The sequence below is a fragment of the Streptomyces litmocidini genome, from assembly GCF_014649755.1.
GTDB classification, from domain to species: Bacteria; Actinomycetota; Actinomycetes; order Streptomycetales; family Streptomycetaceae; genus Streptomyces; species Streptomyces litmocidini.
The window spans coordinates 176749-195623 of sequence record NZ_BMTQ01000012.1; the positions used below are offsets into that span (position 1 = coordinate 176749).

General features: G+C 71.3%; 17 protein-coding genes and 1 pseudogene. 4 read left to right on the top strand and 14 right to left on the bottom strand.

The annotated features are described in order from the left end of the window. Positions 1-229: 229 nt before the first annotated feature. On the top strand, positions 230-859 hold the full coding sequence (locus IE180_RS24595; RefSeq protein WP_190159119.1) for a hypothetical protein: 630 nt from the start codon (positions 230-232) through the stop codon (positions 857-859). A 63-nt stretch (positions 860-922) separates the two neighbouring features. On the opposite strand, the gene IE180_RS24600 is transcribed toward IE180_RS24595, so the two are convergent. The 3 genes and pseudogenes from IE180_RS24600 to IE180_RS36705 all read right to left on the bottom strand — a co-directional run. Next, entirely contained in the window at positions 923-1549 is a 627-nt protein-coding gene (locus tag IE180_RS24600; RefSeq protein ID WP_190159120.1) for a hypothetical protein, read from the bottom strand. 107 nt (positions 1550-1656) lie between these two features. Continuing rightward, complete coding sequence (gene rnhB / locus IE180_RS36700) at positions 1657-2367, bottom strand: ribonuclease HII (protein WP_229860841.1); 711 nt, start codon at positions 2365-2367, stop codon at positions 1657-1659. Positions 2368-2568: 201 nt separating this feature from the next. Beyond that, positions 2569-2787, bottom strand: a pseudogene (locus IE180_RS36705) (TetR-like C-terminal domain-containing protein); the annotation flags it as partial. Positions 2788-2979: 192 nt separating this feature from the next. On the opposite strand from IE180_RS36705, the gene IE180_RS24610 reads away from it, so the two are divergent. Continuing rightward, positions 2980-3165, top strand: a complete 186-nt coding sequence (locus IE180_RS24610) for a hypothetical protein (protein WP_190159122.1) — start codon at positions 2980-2982, stop codon at positions 3163-3165. Between the two features lie 106 nt (positions 3166-3271). Here IE180_RS24610 and IE180_RS24615 read toward each other — a convergent pair whose 3' ends face one another. The 6 genes from IE180_RS24615 to IE180_RS24640 all read right to left on the bottom strand — a co-directional run bounded on the left by IE180_RS24615 (position 3272) and on the right by IE180_RS24640 (position 8452). Continuing rightward, positions 3272-4180: an ADP-ribosylglycohydrolase family protein gene (locus IE180_RS24615; protein WP_190159123.1), complete on the bottom strand. Its 909-nt coding sequence runs from the start codon at positions 4178-4180 to the stop codon at positions 3272-3274. 202 nt (positions 4181-4382) lie between these two features. Continuing rightward, positions 4383-4832 (bottom strand): hypothetical protein, encoded by a 450-nt coding sequence (locus IE180_RS24620; RefSeq protein WP_190159124.1) that lies wholly within the window; start codon positions 4830-4832, stop codon positions 4383-4385. Between the two features lie 304 nt (positions 4833-5136). Continuing rightward, the gene (locus tag IE180_RS24625; RefSeq protein ID WP_190159125.1) at positions 5137-5868 is read right to left on the bottom strand and encodes a dienelactone hydrolase family protein; all 732 of its coding nucleotides are present in this window, start codon (positions 5866-5868) and stop codon (positions 5137-5139) included. Positions 5869-6322: 454 nt separating this feature from the next. Beyond that, a complete protein-coding gene (locus IE180_RS24630; RefSeq protein ID WP_190159126.1) occupies positions 6323-6982 on the bottom strand; it encodes a histidine phosphatase family protein in 660 nt (219 codons plus the stop codon). Positions 6983-7069: 87 nt separating this feature from the next. Next, positions 7070-7675, bottom strand: a complete 606-nt coding sequence (locus IE180_RS24635) for a YdbC family protein (RefSeq protein ID WP_190159127.1) — start codon at positions 7673-7675, stop codon at positions 7070-7072. A 42-nt stretch (positions 7676-7717) separates the two neighbouring features. Beyond that, a complete protein-coding gene (locus IE180_RS24640) occupies positions 7718-8452 on the bottom strand; it encodes an arylamine N-acetyltransferase family protein (protein WP_308434447.1) in 735 nt (244 codons plus the stop codon). Between the two features lie 234 nt (positions 8453-8686). Between IE180_RS24640 and IE180_RS24645 the strand changes: the two genes are divergently transcribed. Beyond that, positions 8687-9217, top strand: a complete 531-nt coding sequence (locus IE180_RS24645) for a TerD family protein (RefSeq protein ID WP_190159128.1) — start codon at positions 8687-8689, stop codon at positions 9215-9217. Between the two features lie 107 nt (positions 9218-9324). Here IE180_RS24645 and IE180_RS24650 read toward each other — a convergent pair whose 3' ends face one another. Beyond that, positions 9325-12225 carry a vitamin B12-dependent ribonucleotide reductase gene (locus IE180_RS24650; protein ID WP_190159129.1) on the bottom strand — a complete coding sequence of 967 codons (2901 nt, stop codon included), beginning with the start codon at positions 12223-12225 and terminating at the stop codon, positions 9325-9327. A 174-nt stretch (positions 12226-12399) separates the two neighbouring features. Continuing rightward, a complete protein-coding gene (gene nrdR, locus IE180_RS24655) occupies positions 12400-12909 on the bottom strand; it encodes a transcriptional regulator NrdR (RefSeq protein WP_030325324.1) in 510 nt (169 codons plus the stop codon). Between the two features lie 437 nt (positions 12910-13346). Between nrdR and lexA the strand changes: the two genes are divergently transcribed. After that, complete coding sequence (lexA, locus tag IE180_RS24660) at positions 13347-14135, top strand: transcriptional repressor LexA (protein WP_190159130.1); 789 nt, start codon at positions 13347-13349, stop codon at positions 14133-14135. Positions 14136-14233: 98 nt separating this feature from the next. Here the strand turns inward: lexA and IE180_RS24665 are convergent, their stop codons facing one another. The 3 genes from IE180_RS24665 to IE180_RS24675 all read right to left on the bottom strand — a co-directional run bounded on the left by IE180_RS24665 (position 14234) and on the right by IE180_RS24675 (position 18804). After that, a complete protein-coding gene (locus tag IE180_RS24665; RefSeq protein WP_190159131.1) occupies positions 14234-16207 on the bottom strand; it encodes an ATP-dependent DNA helicase in 1974 nt (657 codons plus the stop codon). Positions 16208-16244: 37 nt separating this feature from the next. After that, positions 16245-18086: an IucA/IucC family protein gene (locus tag IE180_RS24670; protein ID WP_190159132.1), complete on the bottom strand. Its 1842-nt coding sequence runs from the start codon at positions 18084-18086 to the stop codon at positions 16245-16247. Positions 18087-18147: 61 nt separating this feature from the next. Next, complete coding sequence (locus IE180_RS24675) at positions 18148-18804, bottom strand: GNAT family N-acetyltransferase (RefSeq protein ID WP_190159133.1); 657 nt, start codon at positions 18802-18804, stop codon at positions 18148-18150. Between the last annotated feature and the right edge of the window lie 71 nt (positions 18805-18875).

The following is an 18875-nucleotide window of genomic DNA, read 5'->3' on the forward strand; positions in this document are numbered from 1 at the left end:
CAGGAGGGGGAACGGGGAGTGAACAATGGGCAACTGGGCAGGGATATGAGTGGCATACCAACCCATTCCCGTCAGCGGTCTCAATTGCTCGTTGCCGCTCGCGCACGGGCCAGCAAGAATTGGGAAACCGCCCCGCACGGCCCGTCAGCGGTCCGGAAGGACTGTGCCGTGGTGCGCCCTCACCCGACCTTGCCCGCCGCCCAGCGGGCGCGTATCCGAAGGGAGGACCGTGACCCTCGGATTCGCTCCGCCCACAGCCGCCTCGCTCAGATCGTCGTCCGAGTCCGCCAGCCGCCTCGCCCGGATACTCGAACCCTCCGAGTGGGCTGCGGCGGGAATTCCCCTGCTGCGCAACCCTCGTGAGGTGGTCAGCGGACTCCACTCGCGGCACGCGCCCACGCCCTCGACGGCGGTCCTCGCCGTCCTGGACCACGAGGAGCGGCTCGCCGCCAGCGCCTCGTTCGTCCGACGCCCCGTCGCGGCGGACGGCTGGGAGTTCCGCAACGCGCTCCTCGCGCATCTGCGGCGGGTCATCCCGCACGACCTCCGCAGACGCGCGCCCGTGCGGACCGCGGTCCTGCTGTACTGCCGCGAGGGCGACGAGCGCTGGACGGAGGAGGACGGAGCCTGGATGTGGGGGCTTCGGGACGCCTGCACGTTGCACGGCCTCCGCTGCGGCGCGTACATCACGCTGACCGGAGCCGGCTGGCAGGTGCTCGGCGAGGGCCGGGGAGGTCGTCGGCCGAGCTCCGACTCGCTCCCCCTGCCGCTGGGTGACGGGCCGGCCGAACTCGACCGACTCACGCCGAGGACCGCGAGCGGCGCGACCGAGCCCCTGCGCCGGGCCGCCGCACGCTGATCGCACGGGCGGTGCCGGGCCTCCGCCGGTCCCGGTGGGGGCCCGGCGGAGGAGTGCGGTCGGTCAGACGCCGGCGCCGAGGAGCGCCGTGATGCGCTGCGGGTCGCCGCAGACGACGAGCAGCGCGCCCGCGCGGGCCTTCGCAGCCGGAAGGGCCCGGGCGGCCGTCCCCTCGTCTCCGCCGTTGACGGCGACGATCACCACGGGGCGGCCTGCGGCCCGCTCCACGGCGGAGGCGTCCGCGAAGAACACGTCGTCGGCGGTGTCCTGTTGGGCCCAGTAGGCGGCCTCGCCGAAGGACAGCTCGTGAGCCGCCCACGGGTGCGGGTCGCCGGTGGTGAGCACCAGGATCTCGCCGGGTGCCCGTCCGCTCTCCAGGAGCAGGTCCAGGGCCTCCTCGGCGGCGTCGAGCGCGCCGTCGACCGGGGCCGGGATCAGCTGGAGCTGCGGGGTGGATCGCTGGTCGGAACGATTTTCCGGGCCCTTGGCCGGAGGCTGCCCGGCACCGGGGCGCGGTGCCGGCGCGGCGGGCCTGGCCGGACCGGGAACGGGGCGTCCGGGGCGCGGAGAGGCCGCGGAACGCGGGCCGGGTACGGGACGGGGGGTCGACGCGGGGCGGCCGGCGGCCGTGGTGGCGCGGGGACCCTGGGCGCTCTCGTGAATCTGAGGCTCCTCGGGGATGAGAGGCATGGATGGATGTCTATCAAACGCCGCTGCGCGAAGCACCGGCGGGTGGGCACACATGTGCACCCCGGCCGCGCGGGCGGCCCTTGAGCAGGGCCTCCGTGACCGGAAGTTCAGAAGTCGAAGCCGAGTTGGCCCCCGCTTTCCAGCGCGGCCGCCCCGGCGGAGAGGCGGACCTTTTTGAGGTGGCGCCACTGGGGCAGCGCGTCCAGGTACGACCAGGAGAGACGGTGGTGGGGGGTGGGCCCCAGCTCTTCGAGCGCCGCTCTGTGGACCGGCGAAGGGTAGCCCGCGTTGGCGCCGAAGGCGTACGCCGCGTACTGGCCGCCCTCGGCCTCCAGCTCCGCCATGAGGGCGTCGCGTCGGACCTTCGCGATGACGGAGGCGGCCGCGACGGCGATGCAGGACTGGTCGCCCTTGATCACCGTACGGACCTGCCAGGGGCTGCCGAGGTAGTCGTGCTTGCCGTCCAGGATCACCGCGTCGGGCCGCACCGGGAGGCCTTCGAGGGCCCGGACGGCCGCGAGCCGCAGCGCCGCGGTCATCCCGAGTTCGTCGATCTCCTGCGGGGAGGCGTCACCGAGCGCGTACGCGGTGACCCACCCTTCCAGCTCCACGGCCAGCGCGTCGCGGCGCTTGGGAGTGAGCAGCTTCGAGTCGGTGAGCCCCTCGGGAGGCCGGCGAAGACCGGTGACGGCCGCGCACACCGTGACGGGGCCGGCCCACGCTCCGCGTCCGACCTCGTCGACCCCGGCGACGATCTTGGCGCCGGTGGTGGCTCGGAGCGACCGCTCGACAGTGTGGGTGGGAGGTTCGTACGGCATGGCGCCAGACAGGTTACGCCGCCTGACGTCACCTGCGATACCCGGATTCGCCGCAGACGCCCGAAGGCGCCCGTCCCGCCCCGCTCCGAAGCTCACCCGCACCCCGTGCCGAAGGCCTCGGGCACACAGGAGGGGCACCATGACCCGGTCGATCACATCGGCGATCTCGCCTTCCGCCCATTCGCTTCCGTACACCTTGGAGCGGTGCATCGTCATGGCGGGGACCACATCGAGGACGAGGTCGTCGATCGCGTCGTGCCGCACCTCTCCACGGGGGATTCCACGCCGCAGTACGTCCCGGAAGAGATGTTTCCAGGGCTGGATCACGCCTGTCTCGATCAGCCGGTGGAGGCGTTCGGCGGACTCGGCATCGCATTCGTGAACCACTGCTCGCAGGATCAAGCAAGGTTTGGAGTACATCACGTCCCGGGTCCGGAGGCACGGTCGATGGTCGTCCTCGACACCGCTTCGGCCTGCTGATCACCTTCCTCACCGCGCGCCACATCGCGGAATCCGAGGGCCGCCCGGGCCGGTTCGACATCGCGGGCGCGACGGCGTCGGCGCGGGGCTCGCCCAGCGGCTCCTGCCGGTCCTCGGGGGCCCAAGCCGTTCATGGTGACGGGTGCGACGCTCACCGGCGGGGGACTCTCCCGGCCGACGTTCATCTCCTCGGCCCTCACGGGCGCCGTCGGCATGGCGCTGGTCGTGCTGGTCACATCCGTCCTGGTGATCCGGGTCCGCAAGAGGGGCCTGGAAGCACTGAGCGGCCGTGCCGAGGCCACGGGGCCAGGGGTCTGACGGCCCGTCGATGCCCCTGGCCCGAGCGGGGCCGGGGGAGCATCGATCCATCACCCCCCCCATGAGGACGCCGGGCCACTGCCCGGCGCGGGCGCTTCGGCCGCCCTCAGGCCTTTCCCTCCGAAACCCACCCCGGAAGGCTCTCGGTCTGTCGCAGCCAACCCTCCGGCGGTGTGCCGGCCGCGGTGGAGGCGACCACTCCGCCGGCGATGGCGCAGGTCGTGTCGACGTCGCCGCCGACCTGCGCGGTCGTCCAGAACACCTGCTCGAAGTCGCCGAGCCCGCGCGCCGCCGACCAGAGCGCGAAGGGGACCGTGTCATGGGCGCTCGTCCGGCGGCCGCTGCCGAGGACCGCGGCGACCGTGCCGGCGTCGTCGTAGTCGAGCATGTCCCGGGCCCTGCGCAGACCCGCCCCGACCGCGCTGCGCGGCACCAGGGCGATGACCCCGTCGAGCAGTGCCTCGGGCGTGGGCGGTCCGGCGGGGTCGGCGGCGATCGCGGCCGCGGCGGCGACGGCCATGGCGCCCACCACGGCCTCCCGGTGCTGGTGGGTCGTGTACGCGGAGATCTCGGCCTGGTGCGTCGCCTGCTCGGGGTCGTCGGCGTACCAGGCGCCCAACGGGGCGATCCGCATGGCGGCGCCGTTGCCCCACGAGCCCTGGCCGTTGAAGAGCGCGGCGGCCAGCTCGCGCCAGTCGCCGCCCTCGCGGATGAGCCGGAGCATCCGGTTGACGGCGGGACCGTAGCCGCGGTCGAAGTCGTGGTGCTCCGCGAAGGACCGGGCCAGGGCGTCTTGGTCGATGCGGTCGTGGTCGACGAGGACGGCCAGGACGGAGCAGGCCATCTCGGTGTCGTCGGTCCACTGCCAGGGGCCGGCGGGAAGCTCGCGGCGCTTCAGCAGGGGGTAGTGGGAGGGCACGAAGAACTGGGAGCCCAGGGCGTCTCCCACGGACAGCCCGCGCAGGCTGGCCAGGGCGCGGTCGAAGCGCCGGTCGAATGAGGAGTCAGCGGTCATCGGTCTGCCACTCTAATTCGTTGCCGACGGATCCAGCACCACCCACCGTGCATATCGTCCCGCTCGGCCGCGGAAGCAGCTACCAGCGCGTTCGCACCCACATGTACAAGAAGCGCACCTCGCCGCGGCCGGTGACCTTCCGCCCGCCTTCGCCCCGGGCCGTCGCCGGGCGGGTACTGCCGGCGGGCCGAGCCCCACGTCGTTACATGCTGATCCAGCAGTACAACCGGTGACCGCGAGCGGCCGCCCTCCCTACCAGAGCAGCGAGTTCTTCCAGGAAACCCGTGAGCCCATTCGGGTCCGACCGAGTGTCGAAAACACCCGACGCGGACCAAGCACGTGCCACTTCGCCCAACTGCGCCCGCTCGAAACGGGCGAGCGAGTCACAAAAGGAATCAGTGAGGGACAAGCTGACCACTTCGCCGTCGCCCACCATTCCGACCAGATGCCCGCGCCGCGGATCGGCCTCGACGGCATCAGCGGCTCGCCCCGTGATGAGCACCTCTGCGGGCAGCAGCTCGACCACCGGATCGACGCCCTTCACGACAAACGAGTCGTACCCCGTTCCCGTCGGCTGTCCGTCCTCACGGACCACAGCCCGCACGGCGTCTTCATCGTCAGCAGCGGCGTAGTAGCCGAAGAGGGCTCCCATACAACCGATCATGACACTCACCACCGACGACGAGCCCCGGGGGGGCCGAACCCGAACTGCGATCACCACGCAGCGTCCCCGACCACAGAACCTGAGCCAGAGCCCGAGAGCCCTCGTACACGAATTCGGGCAGCACCCGGGCCCCGCGGGAGTCGAACCGTTCACGGCTTCGGACAGCGCGGGCCCCTGCCGACTCGGCAGGGGCCCGCCGTGCAGAGAACCGAGGAGGGCCGGGGCCTGTCCCCGGTGAGTGGTGTCCCGGCCGGCGTCGCCTACCGCCCGGTGGTGGCCTGCCGGCCCGGCCTCACTTCAGGTGCCGGGCGAAGAAGCGGGCCCCGGCGTCGAGCTCGTGCGGCGGGACGCCGGTGTGTCCGCCCATGTTGGCGTGCAGGGTCTTCTCCTCGGAGCCGAAGGCGTCGAAGAGGTCCAGGGCCGCCTGCCGGGGGTTCCCCTCGTCGTCCCACTGCAGCAGGACGTGCAGCGGGATGGTCACCTGCCGGGCCTCCTCGAAGACGGCGGCGGGCACGAGACTCCCGGCGAAGAGACCGGCGGCCGCGATGCGCGGCTCGACCACCGCGAGCCGGACGCCGATGGAGATGATTCCCCCTTCGTACCCGACCGGGCCGCCGATCTCGGGCAGCGCGAGGAGGTCGTCGAGCGCTGCCTGCCATTCCGGGACCGCCTTCTCGACCAGCGGGAGGATCAGGGCGTCGACGATCTCGCCGCTGACCGGCTCGCCGGCCTCCATCGCCCGGCGCAGGTCGGCGCGGGCCCGGTCGGCGGCGGCCCAACGGGGACGGTCGCCGCTCCCGGGGAGTTCGAGGGTGGCGGAGGCGAAGCCGTACTCCGCCGCGTAGTACCGGGCCCGCCCCGCCAGCCGGGAGTACACCTTGCCCAGTCCGAGCGGCGGGGGGCAGATCAGGATCAACGGCGCCGGTGCGGACGCGGGCGTCCACAGGATGCCGGGGATCTCGCCGAGGGTGAACTCGCGCTCGACGACGCCGTCGTCGAAAACCCGCTCAGAAGTGAAGTGCATGGTCGTGCCTTTCGGGAGTGCTCAGAGACGGCGCTCCCGGACGACGACCTATCGCCCGACCGTGACCCCGGAGGGGAGCACCCATGTCGATACTGCGTTCACGGGTACCACCTCCTCGTTCTCTTGCACGGCCTCAGGAAACCTAGCAGTGGTCGCCAAGTCCGCCAAGCGGGTTGTCGCGCGGGTTCCGTGGCCGGATGCCGTGGAGTCGGAACGCGCCGCGGAGTTCCGCGGGGTCTCGTCGCAGCGGCCCGCGACCGGGTGCCGGCCTTCTGCGGACCGCCGTCTGCGTCGCCGACGGTGGATGCCCCCAGGACGGCTTCGACCGCTTCCGTGACGGGCTGCTCTTCCCCTGGAGCAGACCGCGTCCAGAGCCGCAGCCATCGAGACGTTCCACGAGCGATCGCTGTCCGAACAGCGCAGCCGGGTCCTGACGGGGAGAACCACGAGGCGTCTATCCGGTGGGGCCGTACGGTTCCGGGGTGCGCCAGCGTTCGAACGGCCTGTCCAGGCGGTACCGGCCGTCCTCCCCGAGCAGGAGCGCGCGGGTCTCGGCGTTGCCGGGATTCGACAGCGACTCGAACTCGGCGACCGTCCAGTGGAACCAACGCATGCAGAACAGCCGCATGGTCAGCCCGTGGGTGACGAGCAGGACGTTGGGCGGATGGTCGGGCGCCTCGAAGCTGCGGTACAGGCTCTCCAAGAAGGCGCCGACGCGGTCGTAGACGTCGGCACCGGACTCGCCCTGGGCGAAGCGGTAGAAGAAGTGGCCGTACGCGTCCCGGTAGGCCTTCTGCAGGCGTACGTCCTCGCGTTCCTGCCAGTTTCCCCAGTCCTGCTCCCGGAGCCTGGGTTCCTCCCGCACCCGGACCTGCTTCGCGGGGAACCGGAAGGCCCGGAGGGTCTCGTGGGTGCGGCGGTACGGCGAGACGTAGACGCTGACCGGCTCCTCGCCGAAGAGCTCCCGCAGCCGCTCCCCCGTCTCCTCTGCCTGGCGCCGGCCGGTCTCGGTCAGCCGCAGGGCATGGTCGGGCTCGCGTTCGTACACCGTGTCATCGACATTGCCCTCGGACTCTCCGTGCCGTACGAGGACGATGCGCCGCGGTCTTGCCATACCCCGACCCTAGATCGCCGCTCTCCGGCGGGCTCGGCCGAGGCCGTGCCCGGAGCCCGTCCGAGGGAGGCGTCCCGGGGCGGCGGCTCAGACCGTCCAGGAGGGTTCGAGCTGCACCACGTCTCCGTCCAGCGCCGCCACGTCGGCCGCGGTACGGGCCCGCAGCCCGAGCCGCTCCACGCGTTCGGCCCGGTACTTTCCGTGCTCGGCGGCGGACTGCCACATCGAGAGCACCAGGAACTCGCTGCCGGGCGCTTCGCCGAACAGGCCCCGCAACATGCCGGGAGACCCCGCCATGGCGGGGTTCCACACCTTCTCCTGCATGAGTGCGAAGTGCTCGGCACGGTCCTCGTGGACCCGGCAGTGCGCCACCCGCGCCACGTCGGCGTCGGCGAACCGCGGTTCGAACCCGGTCTTCACGTCGAAGCGGTGGTCGAAGAGCTTGACCTGGGCGTCCTTGAACGTGCCGGCCTGCGCGGCCGCCAGCCGGTCGTGCGACCGGGCCATGAACGAGTCGTAGAAGGCCCGGCTCTCCCAGAACGCGAAGATGTGGGCGACGTCCGGGCGACCCCGGCTCCACCCGCCGCCCTGTCCCCGGAATCCCGGCTCACCGAGCAGCCCCGCCCATTTCCGCTGCCCCCGCTCGAACCCTCGACGGTCCACCACGGTGCAGCGAATCCACTTGACCAGCACCGCGCCATCGTACGGGGCCGGAGAGCACCCCGGCAGACCCCGTCAGACTCCCTCCGCGTGCAGTCGCTCCAGACCCGCGCGCTCCTCGGCATCCAGTTCGATGCCGAACTCCGTCTCCAGGGTCGCGGCCAACTCGTCCGGGGTCACGACCCGTTCCTCGGCAGGTCCGTCGGGGCGCAGGATCGAGAGCGTCGAGCGCAACAGGGATCTGCCGGCGTCCGCGCCCGGCCGCTGGGCCACGATCTGGCCGAGGAAGCGAGACTGCGGATGGCTGGAGCTGTAGTGGTTCAGGACGGTGAAGTCACCGGGGTGATAGGCCTGGGGCGAGAACGCGTACAGGTCCTTCCAGCCCTCCGGCCGCAGCGAACGCAGCACGTGGACGCCCTCGTCCTCGACGTGGACGCCGAACGTCCAACCGCCCTGCTCCACGCGTGCGCCGTCCCGCAGCGGCACGGGCTCCAGCAGCCCCTGCCAGCCGAACCCGACGTCGGCGAGCCACTGGTCGCCCTCGACCGTGACCGCGAGGATCGCATGGGTGACCGGCGGCAGCGCAGCGCCCCGCGAGCGGTTGCGCGCGCCGCGGCCTGCCACCTGGAAGCCGATCCGTTCGAGAGCCGCCGCGAAGAGGGAGTTCTGCTCGTAGCAGTAGCCGCCCCGGCGTCGCGCGACGAGTTTGGCCTGGAGGCTCTTCAGGTCCAGGGGCACCGGCCGTCCGAGGGCGACGTCGAGGTTCTCGAACGGAACGGCCGCGACATGCGCCCGGTGAAGGGCCGTCAAGGTCCGCAGATCGGCGGCGAGTTCTCCGTCCCGTTCGACGTCGTATCCGATTCGAGCCAGATATGCGTCGAGATCCAGCTCGTCACCGCTCCACAAACCGCTCTCCCCCTCAAGCGCCGGGTCCTCTGTCGTAGGCACATGACACCATGAGCAACCGGCCCATGACCAAGGGCTTTTGAGCGGGTCGACGGTACGAGGCGATGCGGGCGCGGGCGCGCGGAGAGGGGAAGCACCATGAGCGGACTCAACAAAGGGGTGGGGCGCGTCGAGGTCACGCTCAAGTGGGACCCCGCCCCTGCCGGCGCGCCGGCCCATGACCTGGATCTCGTCGCCGGGGTCTTCGCCGCGGGCGATCCGTACGGCGCACCGGCCCATCTGGTGCACTTCGGCAGTCGCTCCCCGGACGGCACGATCACGCTCCACCGCGACAGCCGCACGGGGCAGGGCTTCGGCTACGACGAGGCCATGACCCTGGAACTGGACCGGCTGGACGCGCGGTACGGGCGGGTGGTGGTGGGCGTGGCCATACAACAGGGAGGCGGGCGGCTGACCTTCGGCGACATAGCGAACACGGGCATACGGGTCCGCGAGGGCTACGACGACCTGCTGACCCATGACTTCGCGGACGTCCCCGGGGCCCTTTCGGCGACGGTCGTGGAATTCACCCGCGCCGAGGCGGACGGCTGGTCGTACCGCTCGATCACCCGTGGCTTCGACGCCGACCCGCAGGCCTTCGGCACGCTCCTGGGTTCCGCGGCGTCCTGACGAGCGGCGGCGCGCACGCGAGAAGGGGCGCCGACCGGTGGTCGGCGCCCCCTCACGGGTGATCCGGTGCGCTCAGCGGCTTCCGCCCCTCAGCGCACCGGAACGGGTCAGCTGCAGCCGCTGGTCGAGCCGCAGCCCTCGCAGATGTAGCAGGAGCCGGCGCGCTGCATCTTCGTGCCGCAGGAGAAGCAGAGCGGGGCGTCGGCGCTGATGCCGAGCTGCATCTCGACGAGCTCCGCCGAGGTGTGCGCCTGCTTCGGGGCCGGGACCTCGGCCTTGGCCACCGGGGCCGGGGCGGCGACGGCCTTCAGCTCCGGGGTGCGGGGCGCGGACTGGGCGAGGGCCTCGACGTCGACGTCCTCGTCGTCGGGCTGCTCGTACGAGCCGGTGTCCAGGTGGCGCTGACGCTCCTCGGCCGAGTGGATGCCAAGGGCGGAGCGGGTCTCGAAGGGCAGGAAGTCCAGCGCCAGGCGGCGGAAGATGTAGTCGACGATCGACTGCGCCATCCGCACGTCCGGGTCGTCCGTCATGCCGGCCGGCTCGAAGCGCATGTTGGTGAACTTCGAGACGTAGGTCTCGAGCGGGACGCCGTACTGCAGGCCGACGGAGACGGCGATGGAGAAGGCGTCCATCATGCCGGCGAGGGTGGAGCCCTGCTTGGACATCTTCAGGAAGACCTCGCCGAGACCGTCGTCCGGGTAGGAGTTGGCGGTCATGTAGCCCTCGGCCCCACCGACGGTGAAGGAGGTGGTGATCCCCGGGCGGCCCTTCGGGAGGCGCTTGCGGACCGGGCGGTACTCGACGACCTTCTCGACGGCCTCGCGGATCGTCGCCTCGGACTTCGCGGTGACCTCGGCCTTCTCCTTCTCCTTCTTCTTGGCGGAGAGCGGCTGGCCGACCTTGCAGTTGTCGCGGTAGATCGCGAGCGCCTTGACGCCCATCTTCCAGGCCTCGAAGTAGACCTCCTCGACGTCCTCGACCGTGGCCGTCTCCGGCAGGTTCACGGTCTTGGAGAGGGCGCCCGAGATCCACGGCTGGATGGCGGCCATCATGCGGACGTGGCCCATCGCGGAGATGGAGCGCTCGCCCATGGCGCAGTCGAAGACCTCGTAGTGCTCGGTCTTCAGGCCGGGGGCGTCGATCACATTGCCGTGCTCGGCGATGTGGGCGACGATCGCCTCGATCTGCTCCTCCTGGTAGCCCAGGCGGCGCAGGGCCTGCGGGACGGTGCCGTTGACGATCTGCATCGAGCCGCCGCCGACGAGCTTCTTGAACTTGACCAGGGCGAGGTCGGGCTCGAGGCCGGTGGTGTCGCAGGACATCGCGAGACCGATGGTGCCGGTGGGGGCGATGACCGAGGCCTGGGCGTTGCGGAAGCCGTTCTTGGCGCCGAGGCGGATGACGTCCTGCCAGGCCTCCGTGGCGGCGGCCCAGATCGGCGAGTCCAGGTCGTCCATGCGGACGGCCTTGGTGTTCTCGTCGGCGTGCTGCCGCATGACGCGCTGGTGGGGCTCGGCGTTGAGGGCGTAGCCGTCGTACGGGCCGACGACCGCGGCGAGTTCGGCGGAGCGCTTGTACGAGGTGCCGGTCATCAGGGAGGTGATGGCGCCGGCGAGGGCGCGGCCGCCGTCGGAGTCGTACGCGTGGCCGGTGGCCATCAGCAGGGCGCCGAGGTTGGCGTAGCCGATGCCGAGCTGGCGGTAGGCGCGGGTGTTCTCGCCGATCTTCTGGGTGGGGAAGTCGGCGAAGCAGATGGAGATGTCCATCGCGGTGATGACGAGCTCGACGACCTTGGCGAAGCGCTCGACCTCGAAGGACTGGTTGCCCTTGCCGTCGTCCTTGAGGAACTTCATCAGGTTCAGCGAGGCGAGGTTGCAGGACGTGTTGTCCAGGTGCATGTACTCGCTGCACGGGTTCGAGCCGTTGATGCGGCCGGACTCGGGGCAGGTGTGCCAGTGGTTGATCGTGTCGTCGTACTGGATGCCCGGGTCGGCACAGGCCCACGCGGCCTCGGCCATCTTGCGGAAGAGCGCCTTGGCGTCGACCTCCTCGATGACCTCGCCGGTCATGCGGGCGCGCAGGCCGAACTTCCCGCCGGCCTCGACGGCCTTCATGAACTCGTCGTTCACGCGGACGGAGTTGTTGGCGTTCTGGTACTGGACGGACGTGATGTCGTCGCCGCCCAGGTCCATGTCGAAGCCCGCGTCGCGGAGGGCGCGGATCTTCTCCTCCTCCTTGACCTTGGTCTCGATGAAGTCCTCGATGTCGGGGTGGTCGACGTCGAGGATGACCATCTTGGCCGCGCGGCGGGTGGCGCCGCCCGACTTGATCGTTCCCGCGGAGGCGTCGGCGCCGCGCATGAAGGAGACGGGGCCGGAGGCGTTGCCGCCGGAGGAGAGCAGTTCCTTGGAGGAGCGGATGCGGGAGAGGTTCAGGCCGGCGCCGGAACCGCCCTTGAAGATCATGCCCTCTTCCTTGTACCAGTCGAGGATGGACTCCATGGAGTCGTCGACGGACAGGATGAAGCAGGCGGAGACCTGCTGGGGCTGGGGCGTGCCGACGTTGAACCAGACCGGGGAGTTGAAGCTGAAGATCTGGTGCAGGAGGGCGTAGGCCAGCTCGTGCTCGAAGATCTCGGCGTCGGCGGGCGAGGCGAAGTAGCCGTGGTCCTCGCCGGCCTTCGTGTACGTCTTCACGATCCGGTCGATGAGCTGCTTGAGACCGGTCTCGCGCTGCGGGGTGCCGACCGCGCCGCGGAAGTACTTGCTGGTGACGATGTTGACCGCGTTCACCGACCAGAAGTCGGGGAACTCGACGCCACGCTGCTCGAAGTTGATCGAGCCGTCGCGCCAGTTGGTCATGACGACGTCACGGCGCTCCCACGCCACCTCGTCGTACGGATGCACGCCGGGGGTGGTGTGGATGCGCTCGATGCGCAGGCCCTTGCTCGCCGACTTGGCTCCCTTGGTGCGGGAACCACGTGCCGGGCCGCTCGCCGTCTCTGTCATGCCGCCTCCCATATACGGGCAAAACACACTTTGGCACCCAGATAGTCCCAGGGCACCGTCTTCTGTACGTCGTTCTGTACTGCTGCCACGGGGACCACAGGGGGTCGCCCGGGGCACGTCTGCCGGGCCGCTCGGCGGCCGGTCGCCGGGCCGCCGAGCGGCCCGGACCGCCGGTCAGTCGGCGGCGGTGGCGGGAACGGGGACCTCCGGGGTCGCGCCGGTCCCGCGGTTCTCAGCGGGAGGCCGCACGCGGAGTTCCGCGATGGCGGCCTCGAAGTCTTCGAGGCTGTCGAAAGCCTTGTACACGGACGCGAAGCGCAGGTAGGCGACGAGGTCGAGCTCCTGCAAGGGGCCGAGGATGGCCAGGCCCACGTCGTGCGTGGTCAGCTCGGCGCTGCCGGTGGCGCGCACCGCCTCCTCGACCCGCTGGCCGAGCTTGGCGAGGGCGTCCTCGGTGACCGGTCGCCCCTGGCAGGCCTTGCGCACGCCGGAGATGACCTTGGTGCGGCTGAAGGGCTCGGTGACGCCGGAACGCTTCACCACCATGAGCGAGCACGTCTCCACCGTCGTGAAACGACGGGAGCAGTCGGGGCACTGGCGACGGCGTCGGATCGACGTCCCGTCGTCGGTGGTGCGGCTGTCGACGACGCGGCTGTCAGGGTGCCTGCAGAAGGGGCAGTGCATAGGTTCCAACCCTCCTCGTGGCACGACTGACGAACCTCGCCCGGCCCGTCAAGGCCCCGCGAAGCGACCACCAGCATAGGTGATGCGGGCACCCCCGGCAGACCGAGGACCACTACCCCTGGGCGGTCGATGCCATCCAACCACTAGATCTTGGGTTAGGGGCACTTCCCTCACTCCGCGTGTCGTGGCGCGGGCGCTCCCGGGGATCCACGCTTCCGGATGCGACACTGGGACGGCTCGCCGCTCGGTCGCGACCCAGCCGCGAAGGCTACCGCAACGACCGATTCGGGACGGCGGCACCGGTGCACCCATACACCTCCGCACATACGCACGTAAGGCAATCTGCGATTTTTCACTCGAACGTGTGTTTGGCGCAACCTTTCGAAAGCCACTACCGTTGTGCCAGGCAGGGAGACCATTCGAGAGGGGCCGACGACGTGACCACCACCGCAGACAGCGCCACCATCACCGCCCAGGACCGCTCCCAGGGCCGACTCGAGCCGGTACACGCCATGAATGACGTGAGCATGAGCGGTGAGGAGCCAGGGCGCCCCGCCCGCGCCCTCCCCGGGCGACCTCCAGGCATCCGCGCCGACAGCTCCGGGCTCACCGACCGGCAGCGCAGGGTCATCGAAGTCATCCGTGACTCGGTCCAGCGGCGCGGTTACCCGCCGTCGATGCGGGAGATCGGGCAGGCGGTCGGCCTCTCCAGCACCTCCTCGGTGGCGCACCAGCTCATGGCGCTGGAGCGCAAGGGCTTCCTCCGCCGCGACCCCCACCGGCCCCGCGCCTACGAGGTCCGCGGCTCCGACCAGCCGAGCACCCAGCCGACGGACACCACCGGCAAGCCGGCCGCGTCGTACGTCCCGCTGGTCGGCCGCATCGCGGCCGGCGGCCCCATCCTGGCCGAGGAGTCCGTCGAGGACGTCTTCCCCCTCCCCCGCCAACTGGTCGGCGACGGCGAGCTGTTCGTCCTGAAGGTCGTCGGCGACTCGATGATCGAGGCCGCCATCTGTGACGGCGACTGGGTCACCGTCCGCCGCCAGCCCGTCGCGGAGAACGGCGACATCGTCGCCGCGATGCTCGACGGCGAGGCCACGGTCAAGCGCTTCAAGCGCGAGGACGGCCACGTCTGGCTGCTCCCGCACAACGCGGCGTACCAGCCCATCCCCGGCGACGAGGCGACCATCCTCGGCAAGGTCGTGGCGGTGCTGCGGCGGGTGTGAGTCCTCCCCGCCGGCTCTGACCGGGCCCCGGGACCCACTGCGCCGGTCCCGGGGCCCTGCCGTGTCCCGACTCCTCAGCCCACCGCCGTCTCCACTCCTCAGCCCACCGGCGCCTTCGAGGCGGCGTCGATGGCCGCGAGCGACTTCCGGACCTGGTTGCGGTCCGTCGTGTACCAGAAGTCGGGCAGCGAGGCCTTCAGGTAGCTGCCGTAGCGAGCGGTGGCCAACCGGGGGTCGAGGACCGCCACGACGCCCCGGTCGCCGGTGGCCCGCACCAGCCGGCCGGCGCCCTGGGCCATCAGCAGGGCGGCATGGGTCGCCGCGACCGCCATGAAGCCGTTTCCGCCGGCCTCCTCGACGGCCTTCTGCCGGGCGCTCATCAGCGGATCGTCCGGGCGCGGGAACGGGATCTTGTCCATGACGACCAGCTGACAGCTGGGCCCCGGGACGTCCACCCCCTGCCAGAGCGAGAGCGTGCCGAAGAGACAGGTCTCCGGGTCGGCCGCGAAGTTCTTGATCAGCTCGCCCAGCGTGTCCTCGCCCTGAAGCAGGATCGGCAGCTCCGGGACCCGGCTCCGCAGCTCCTCCGCCGCCTGCTGCGCGGCCCGCATGGAGGAGAAGAGTCCGAGGGTCCGCCCGCCGGCCGCCTGCATCAGTTCGGTGAGCTCGTCGAGCATGTCGGCACGCTGCCCGTCGCGCGCGGGGGGCGAGAGGTGCTTGGCGACGTAGAGGATGCCCTGCTTCGGATAGTCGAACGGGGAACCGACGTCGATGCCCTTCCAGACGGGCAGGTCGTCGCCCTGGGTGCCCTCGGGTGCCAGGCCCAGCGAGGCCCCGACCCCGTTGAAGTCGCCGCCGAGCTTGAGCGTGGCCGAGGCGAGCACCACGGACCGCTCCGTGAACAGCTTCTCCCGCAGCAGGCCCGAGACCGTCAGCGGCGCGACCCGCAGCGAGGCCCCGAACCGGTCGTGACGCTCGTACCAGACGACGTCGTACTCGGAGCCCTGGGTGATCCGCTCCGCCACGCCGTGCACGGTCTCCACCGAGGCCATGGCCTGCTTGCGGACCGCGTCCTCGTCCTGCACGGCCCGGTCCCGGGTGTTGCCCAGGGCCGTGATCACCGCGCGGGCCGCGTCCCGCAGCGCCATCAACGCGTACGCCAGGTCCTCCGGGATCTTCTCCAGGCGGCCCGGCAGCGCCAGCTCCATGACCCGCTCGAACCCCTCCGCGGCGGTCTGCAGCTGGTCGGCCGTCTTCTCGTCCACGAGCTTCGCGGACCGGCGCACGGCACGGTTGACCTGGCCCGGGGTGAGCTCGCCGGTGGCGACGCCCGTGACCCGGGAGACCAGCTCATGGGCCTCGTCGACGATCAGCACCTCGTGCTGCGGGAGCACCGGGGCGCCCTCGATGGCGTCGATGGCGAGCAGGGCGTGGTTGGTGACGACGACGTCCGCGAGCTTGGCGCGCTCGCGGGCCGCCTCGGCGAAGCACTCCGGCCCGTACGCGCACTTGCTCGCGCCGAGGCACTCCCGGGAGGAGACCGAGACCTGGGCCCAGGCCTTGTCGGAGACGCCGGGCGTCAGGTCGTCCCGGTCCCCGGTCTCCGTCTCGTCCGACCAGTCCCGCAGCCGCAGCAGGTCCTGGCCCAGCTTGCTGCTGGGCGCGGCCGCCTCGAAGGGGTCGAAGAGGCCGTCCTCCTCGTCCTGCGGGACGCCCTCGTGGAGCCGGTGCAGGCAGAGGTAGTTCGACCGGCCCTTGAGCATGGCGAACTGCGGCCGGCGGCGGAGCTGCGGGTGCAGCGCCTCGACGGTGCGGGGAAGATCGCGCTCGACGAGCTGGCGCTGGAGCGCCAGGGTGGCCGTGGCCACCACCACCCGCTCGCCCTGGGCCAGCGCCGGCACGAGGTAGCCGAGCGACTTGCCCGTGCCGGTGCCGGCCTGGACGAGGAGGTGGGAATTGTCGTCGATGGCCTCGGCCACGGCCTCGGCCATGGTGACCTGGCCGGGCCGCTCCGTGCCGCCGACGGCGGAGACGGCGGCGTGGAGAAGGTCGGGGAGGGATGGCTTCGTCATAGCCCTCCCACCCTACGGGGCGGCACTGACAGCCGGGTCACGCGAGTGGGTTGGGGACGGTTCCGTGGACGGCCGCGTGCGGGCGGTCGGGCCGGTCCCGGTAGCCGTCCAGGTGCAGACGGTTGCGGTTGAGGCAGAGTCGCTCGATCCGCGGGGTCAGGAGGTCGAAGAGCTCGAACCGTTCCTTCAGCTCGGGGAAGCGCGCCTGGTACCGCAGGATCTCGGCTCGGACGAGTCCCCAGAAGTCCTCCTCGCGAACGCCGAGTTGTTCCTCGCAGAGGGGCGCCAGGTAGCGGAAGACCCCGACGAAGAGCCCCGAATGGATGAACTGGGTCAGGAATCCGGGCTCCTCCGTCAACAGGACGCCGCGGACGTCATCCGGGAGGGTGGCGTGCTCGGGGAGCGGGTGGGCACTGATGTTCACATCGTCGACGAAGTCCTTGATCGCCAGTCGGACCGGGACGTCGTCGTCGAACACCACGATGGCGTTCTCGCCGTGGGGCGAGAAGACCGTGCCGTACCGGTAGAGGAAATGCAGCAGCGGGGGGAGCAGAGCGGTGAAGAGGTGCTGGAGCCAGATCGCGGGGGCGAGCCCGGAGCGCTCGACGAGCTCGGCGGCGAACGCCCGGCCTTCCGGGTCGGTGTGGAGGAGCGAGGCGAGGGTGCGGGCCCGCTCGCCCGGGGGCAGCCTCAGGGGCTCGCGCCAGATCGCGCCGAGCAGTTCCCTGTACTGGTACGGGACTTCGGGAAGCCGGTCGTACAGGGGGTGCTCGACCGTGACGGAGGCGACCTCGCCGAGGAGGACCACTCCGCACTCGTCCCGCAGGAACGGATCGGCTTCGCGCAGGCCGTGGACCCAGGCGGTCACGGCGGGCGCGGCGAGGGTCCGTTCGGTGGGCAGTCCGCGCCAGACGAGGGTGTTGAGCACCGACAGGGGCAGCTTGACGGTGTGCCGGTCGGGGCGGCTGGTGTTGAGGAAGGTGCGGACGGACTGCTGTGGCAGTCGGAGGTCGCCGTCGGCGGGGAGTGGGACGACGGTTCCGGCGGCGATGGCCGGGGCGTAGAGCGGGAGCAGGACCTCGTCCCACTGCCAGGGGTGGACGGGCAGCAGGAGGTAGTCGTCGGGTTCGTGACCACGGGCGGTCAGGGTCGCCCGGAAGGCCTGGTGGACGTCGGGGTCGAGTTCCCGGGCGTAGAGGCGGTCGGGGGTCTCCAGGCCTGCCACGCCGCGGTAGGCGGCGATGCGGTTGCTGACGGCGATCCACGGCAGCCGGGTCACGCGGCGCGCCTCGGGGGCCCAGTGGGCGGCGTCGGTGGCGGAGAAGCCGATGCGTCCCTTGTTGAGGACGAGCCAGGGGTGGCCGGTCTGATGGCCTTCGAGCTCCGCGTAGGACAGCCCGGCGAGCCGGTCGGCGGTGAGGGCCGTGTGGTCGAGGCGGGCGTCGGCGGCGAGGGTGGCGGAGAGTTCGCGGATCAGGTGGCCGAGGGTGGCGCCGTCGAGTCGGAGGAGGTGACGGGCGCGGACCAGGAAGTCGAAGGGGTCGGTGAGGGGCCGGCCTTCGTGGGTGACCGAGCCGGCGGTGACGCGCCAGCTGCCGTAGGCGCCCCGGCGGGCACGGAAGGCGAGTGCGGTGCCGTCGTCGAGCCGTAGTGCGTAACGGTCGGGCTCGCCGTCGTCGGTGGGCACGGGTTCGACGATCTCCTCGTAGGCGAACTCGGAGAGGGCCTTGGCGAGGAGACGGGAGGACGCCCGCGTCCAGGCGGTGGCGTTCAGCTCGGGAGGGGCGAGCAGTTCGGGCGCCGGGACGGGGCTCTTCCTGGGAGCCGGGACGGCCGGGGTGGGTGGTGCGGAGTCGTGAGGTGCAGGGGGTGTCGACACGAGGACTCCTCAGGGGTGGGCGCCGCTGCGGGCCGAGCGGCGCGTAGGAGAAAGGGACGGTTCACAGAACGTGACGAAGGGCCCGGTCACGGATCATGAGCGCGGCTCTTTTGTCGGGAAGGTCGACTTCCGCCGCGTAGCGGAAGCCGCCGCTGAGGAACGCGGAGACGGAGGGGGTGTTGCGGATGTCGGGTTCGGCGAGGACGCGGGTGCAGCGGGGGCGGTGGTCGAGGACCAGATCGGCGACGGCGCGCAGCAGCGTGGTGCCGACGCCGCGGCCCCGGTCGGTGACGCCTCCGATCAGCAGATGGACACCCGTGTCGTGGGGAAGCGCCGGGTAGTGGCGGGCGAGCGGATCGAGGTCGGCTCGGTAGATCTCGAAGTAGCTCATGGGCGTGCCGTCGAGGACGCCGAGGCAGGGGACGCTCCGGCCGTCGCCCTCGAGTTGGGCACGGACGTGTTCGGCGGTGACGGCGTCGGGACCGGCGAGCTCCCAGAAGGCGGCGACGGCGGGGTCGTTCATCCATCGGGCGAGCAGCGGCAGATCCCGTTCGAGCCGCACGGGTGCGAGCCGGAAGGAGCCGACGGGGGTGTCGGCGGGCCCCCAGGCGGCGACGGAGTCGAGCAGGTCGCCGTCGAGGAGGGCGACGAGGTCGTCGACCCTGAGGTCCAGGGTGTCGTCCCCCGGCGGGACGGCCGGTGGGCGGGTGGGTGACACGGTGTCGCTCTCCTCTCGGCGGTGCGGTCGGGTCGGCGCGGGACGGCGCCGGCACGGGTTCGGGTACGGGT

Excerpts from the sequence above, each read along its gene's own strand:
- IE180_RS24650 (WP_190159129.1), bottom strand. The coding sequence starts at position 12,225 with ATGACAGAGACGGCGAGCGGCCCGGCACGTGGTTCCCGCACCAAGGGA.
- IE180_RS24610 (WP_190159122.1), top strand. The coding sequence starts at position 2,980 with ATGGTGACGGGTGCGACGCTCACCGGCGGGGGACTCTCCCGGCCGACG.
- nrdR (WP_030325324.1), bottom strand. The coding sequence starts at position 12,909 with ATGCACTGCCCCTTCTGCAGGCACCCTGACAGCCGCGTCGTCGACAGC.
- IE180_RS24645 (WP_190159128.1), top strand. The coding sequence starts at position 8,687 with ATGAGCGGACTCAACAAAGGGGTGGGGCGCGTCGAGGTCACGCTCAAG.
- IE180_RS24665 (WP_190159131.1), bottom strand. The coding sequence starts at position 16,207 with ATGACGAAGCCATCCCTCCCCGACCTTCTCCACGCCGCCGTCTCCGCC.
- IE180_RS24600 (WP_190159120.1), bottom strand. The coding sequence starts at position 1,549 with ATGCCTCTCATCCCCGAGGAGCCTCAGATTCACGAGAGCGCCCAGGGT.
- IE180_RS24630 (WP_190159126.1), bottom strand. The coding sequence starts at position 6,982 with ATGGCAAGACCGCGGCGCATCGTCCTCGTACGGCACGGAGAGTCCGAG.
- IE180_RS24615 (WP_190159123.1), bottom strand. The coding sequence starts at position 4,180 with ATGACCGCTGACTCCTCATTCGACCGGCGCTTCGACCGCGCCCTGGCC.
- IE180_RS24620 (WP_190159124.1), bottom strand. The coding sequence starts at position 4,832 with ATGGGAGCCCTCTTCGGCTACTACGCCGCTGCTGACGATGAAGACGCC.
- rnhB (WP_229860841.1), bottom strand. The coding sequence starts at position 2,367 with ATGCCGTACGAACCTCCCACCCACACTGTCGAGCGGTCGCTCCGAGCC.
- IE180_RS24625 (WP_190159125.1), bottom strand. The coding sequence starts at position 5,868 with ATGCACTTCACTTCTGAGCGGGTTTTCGACGACGGCGTCGTCGAGCGC.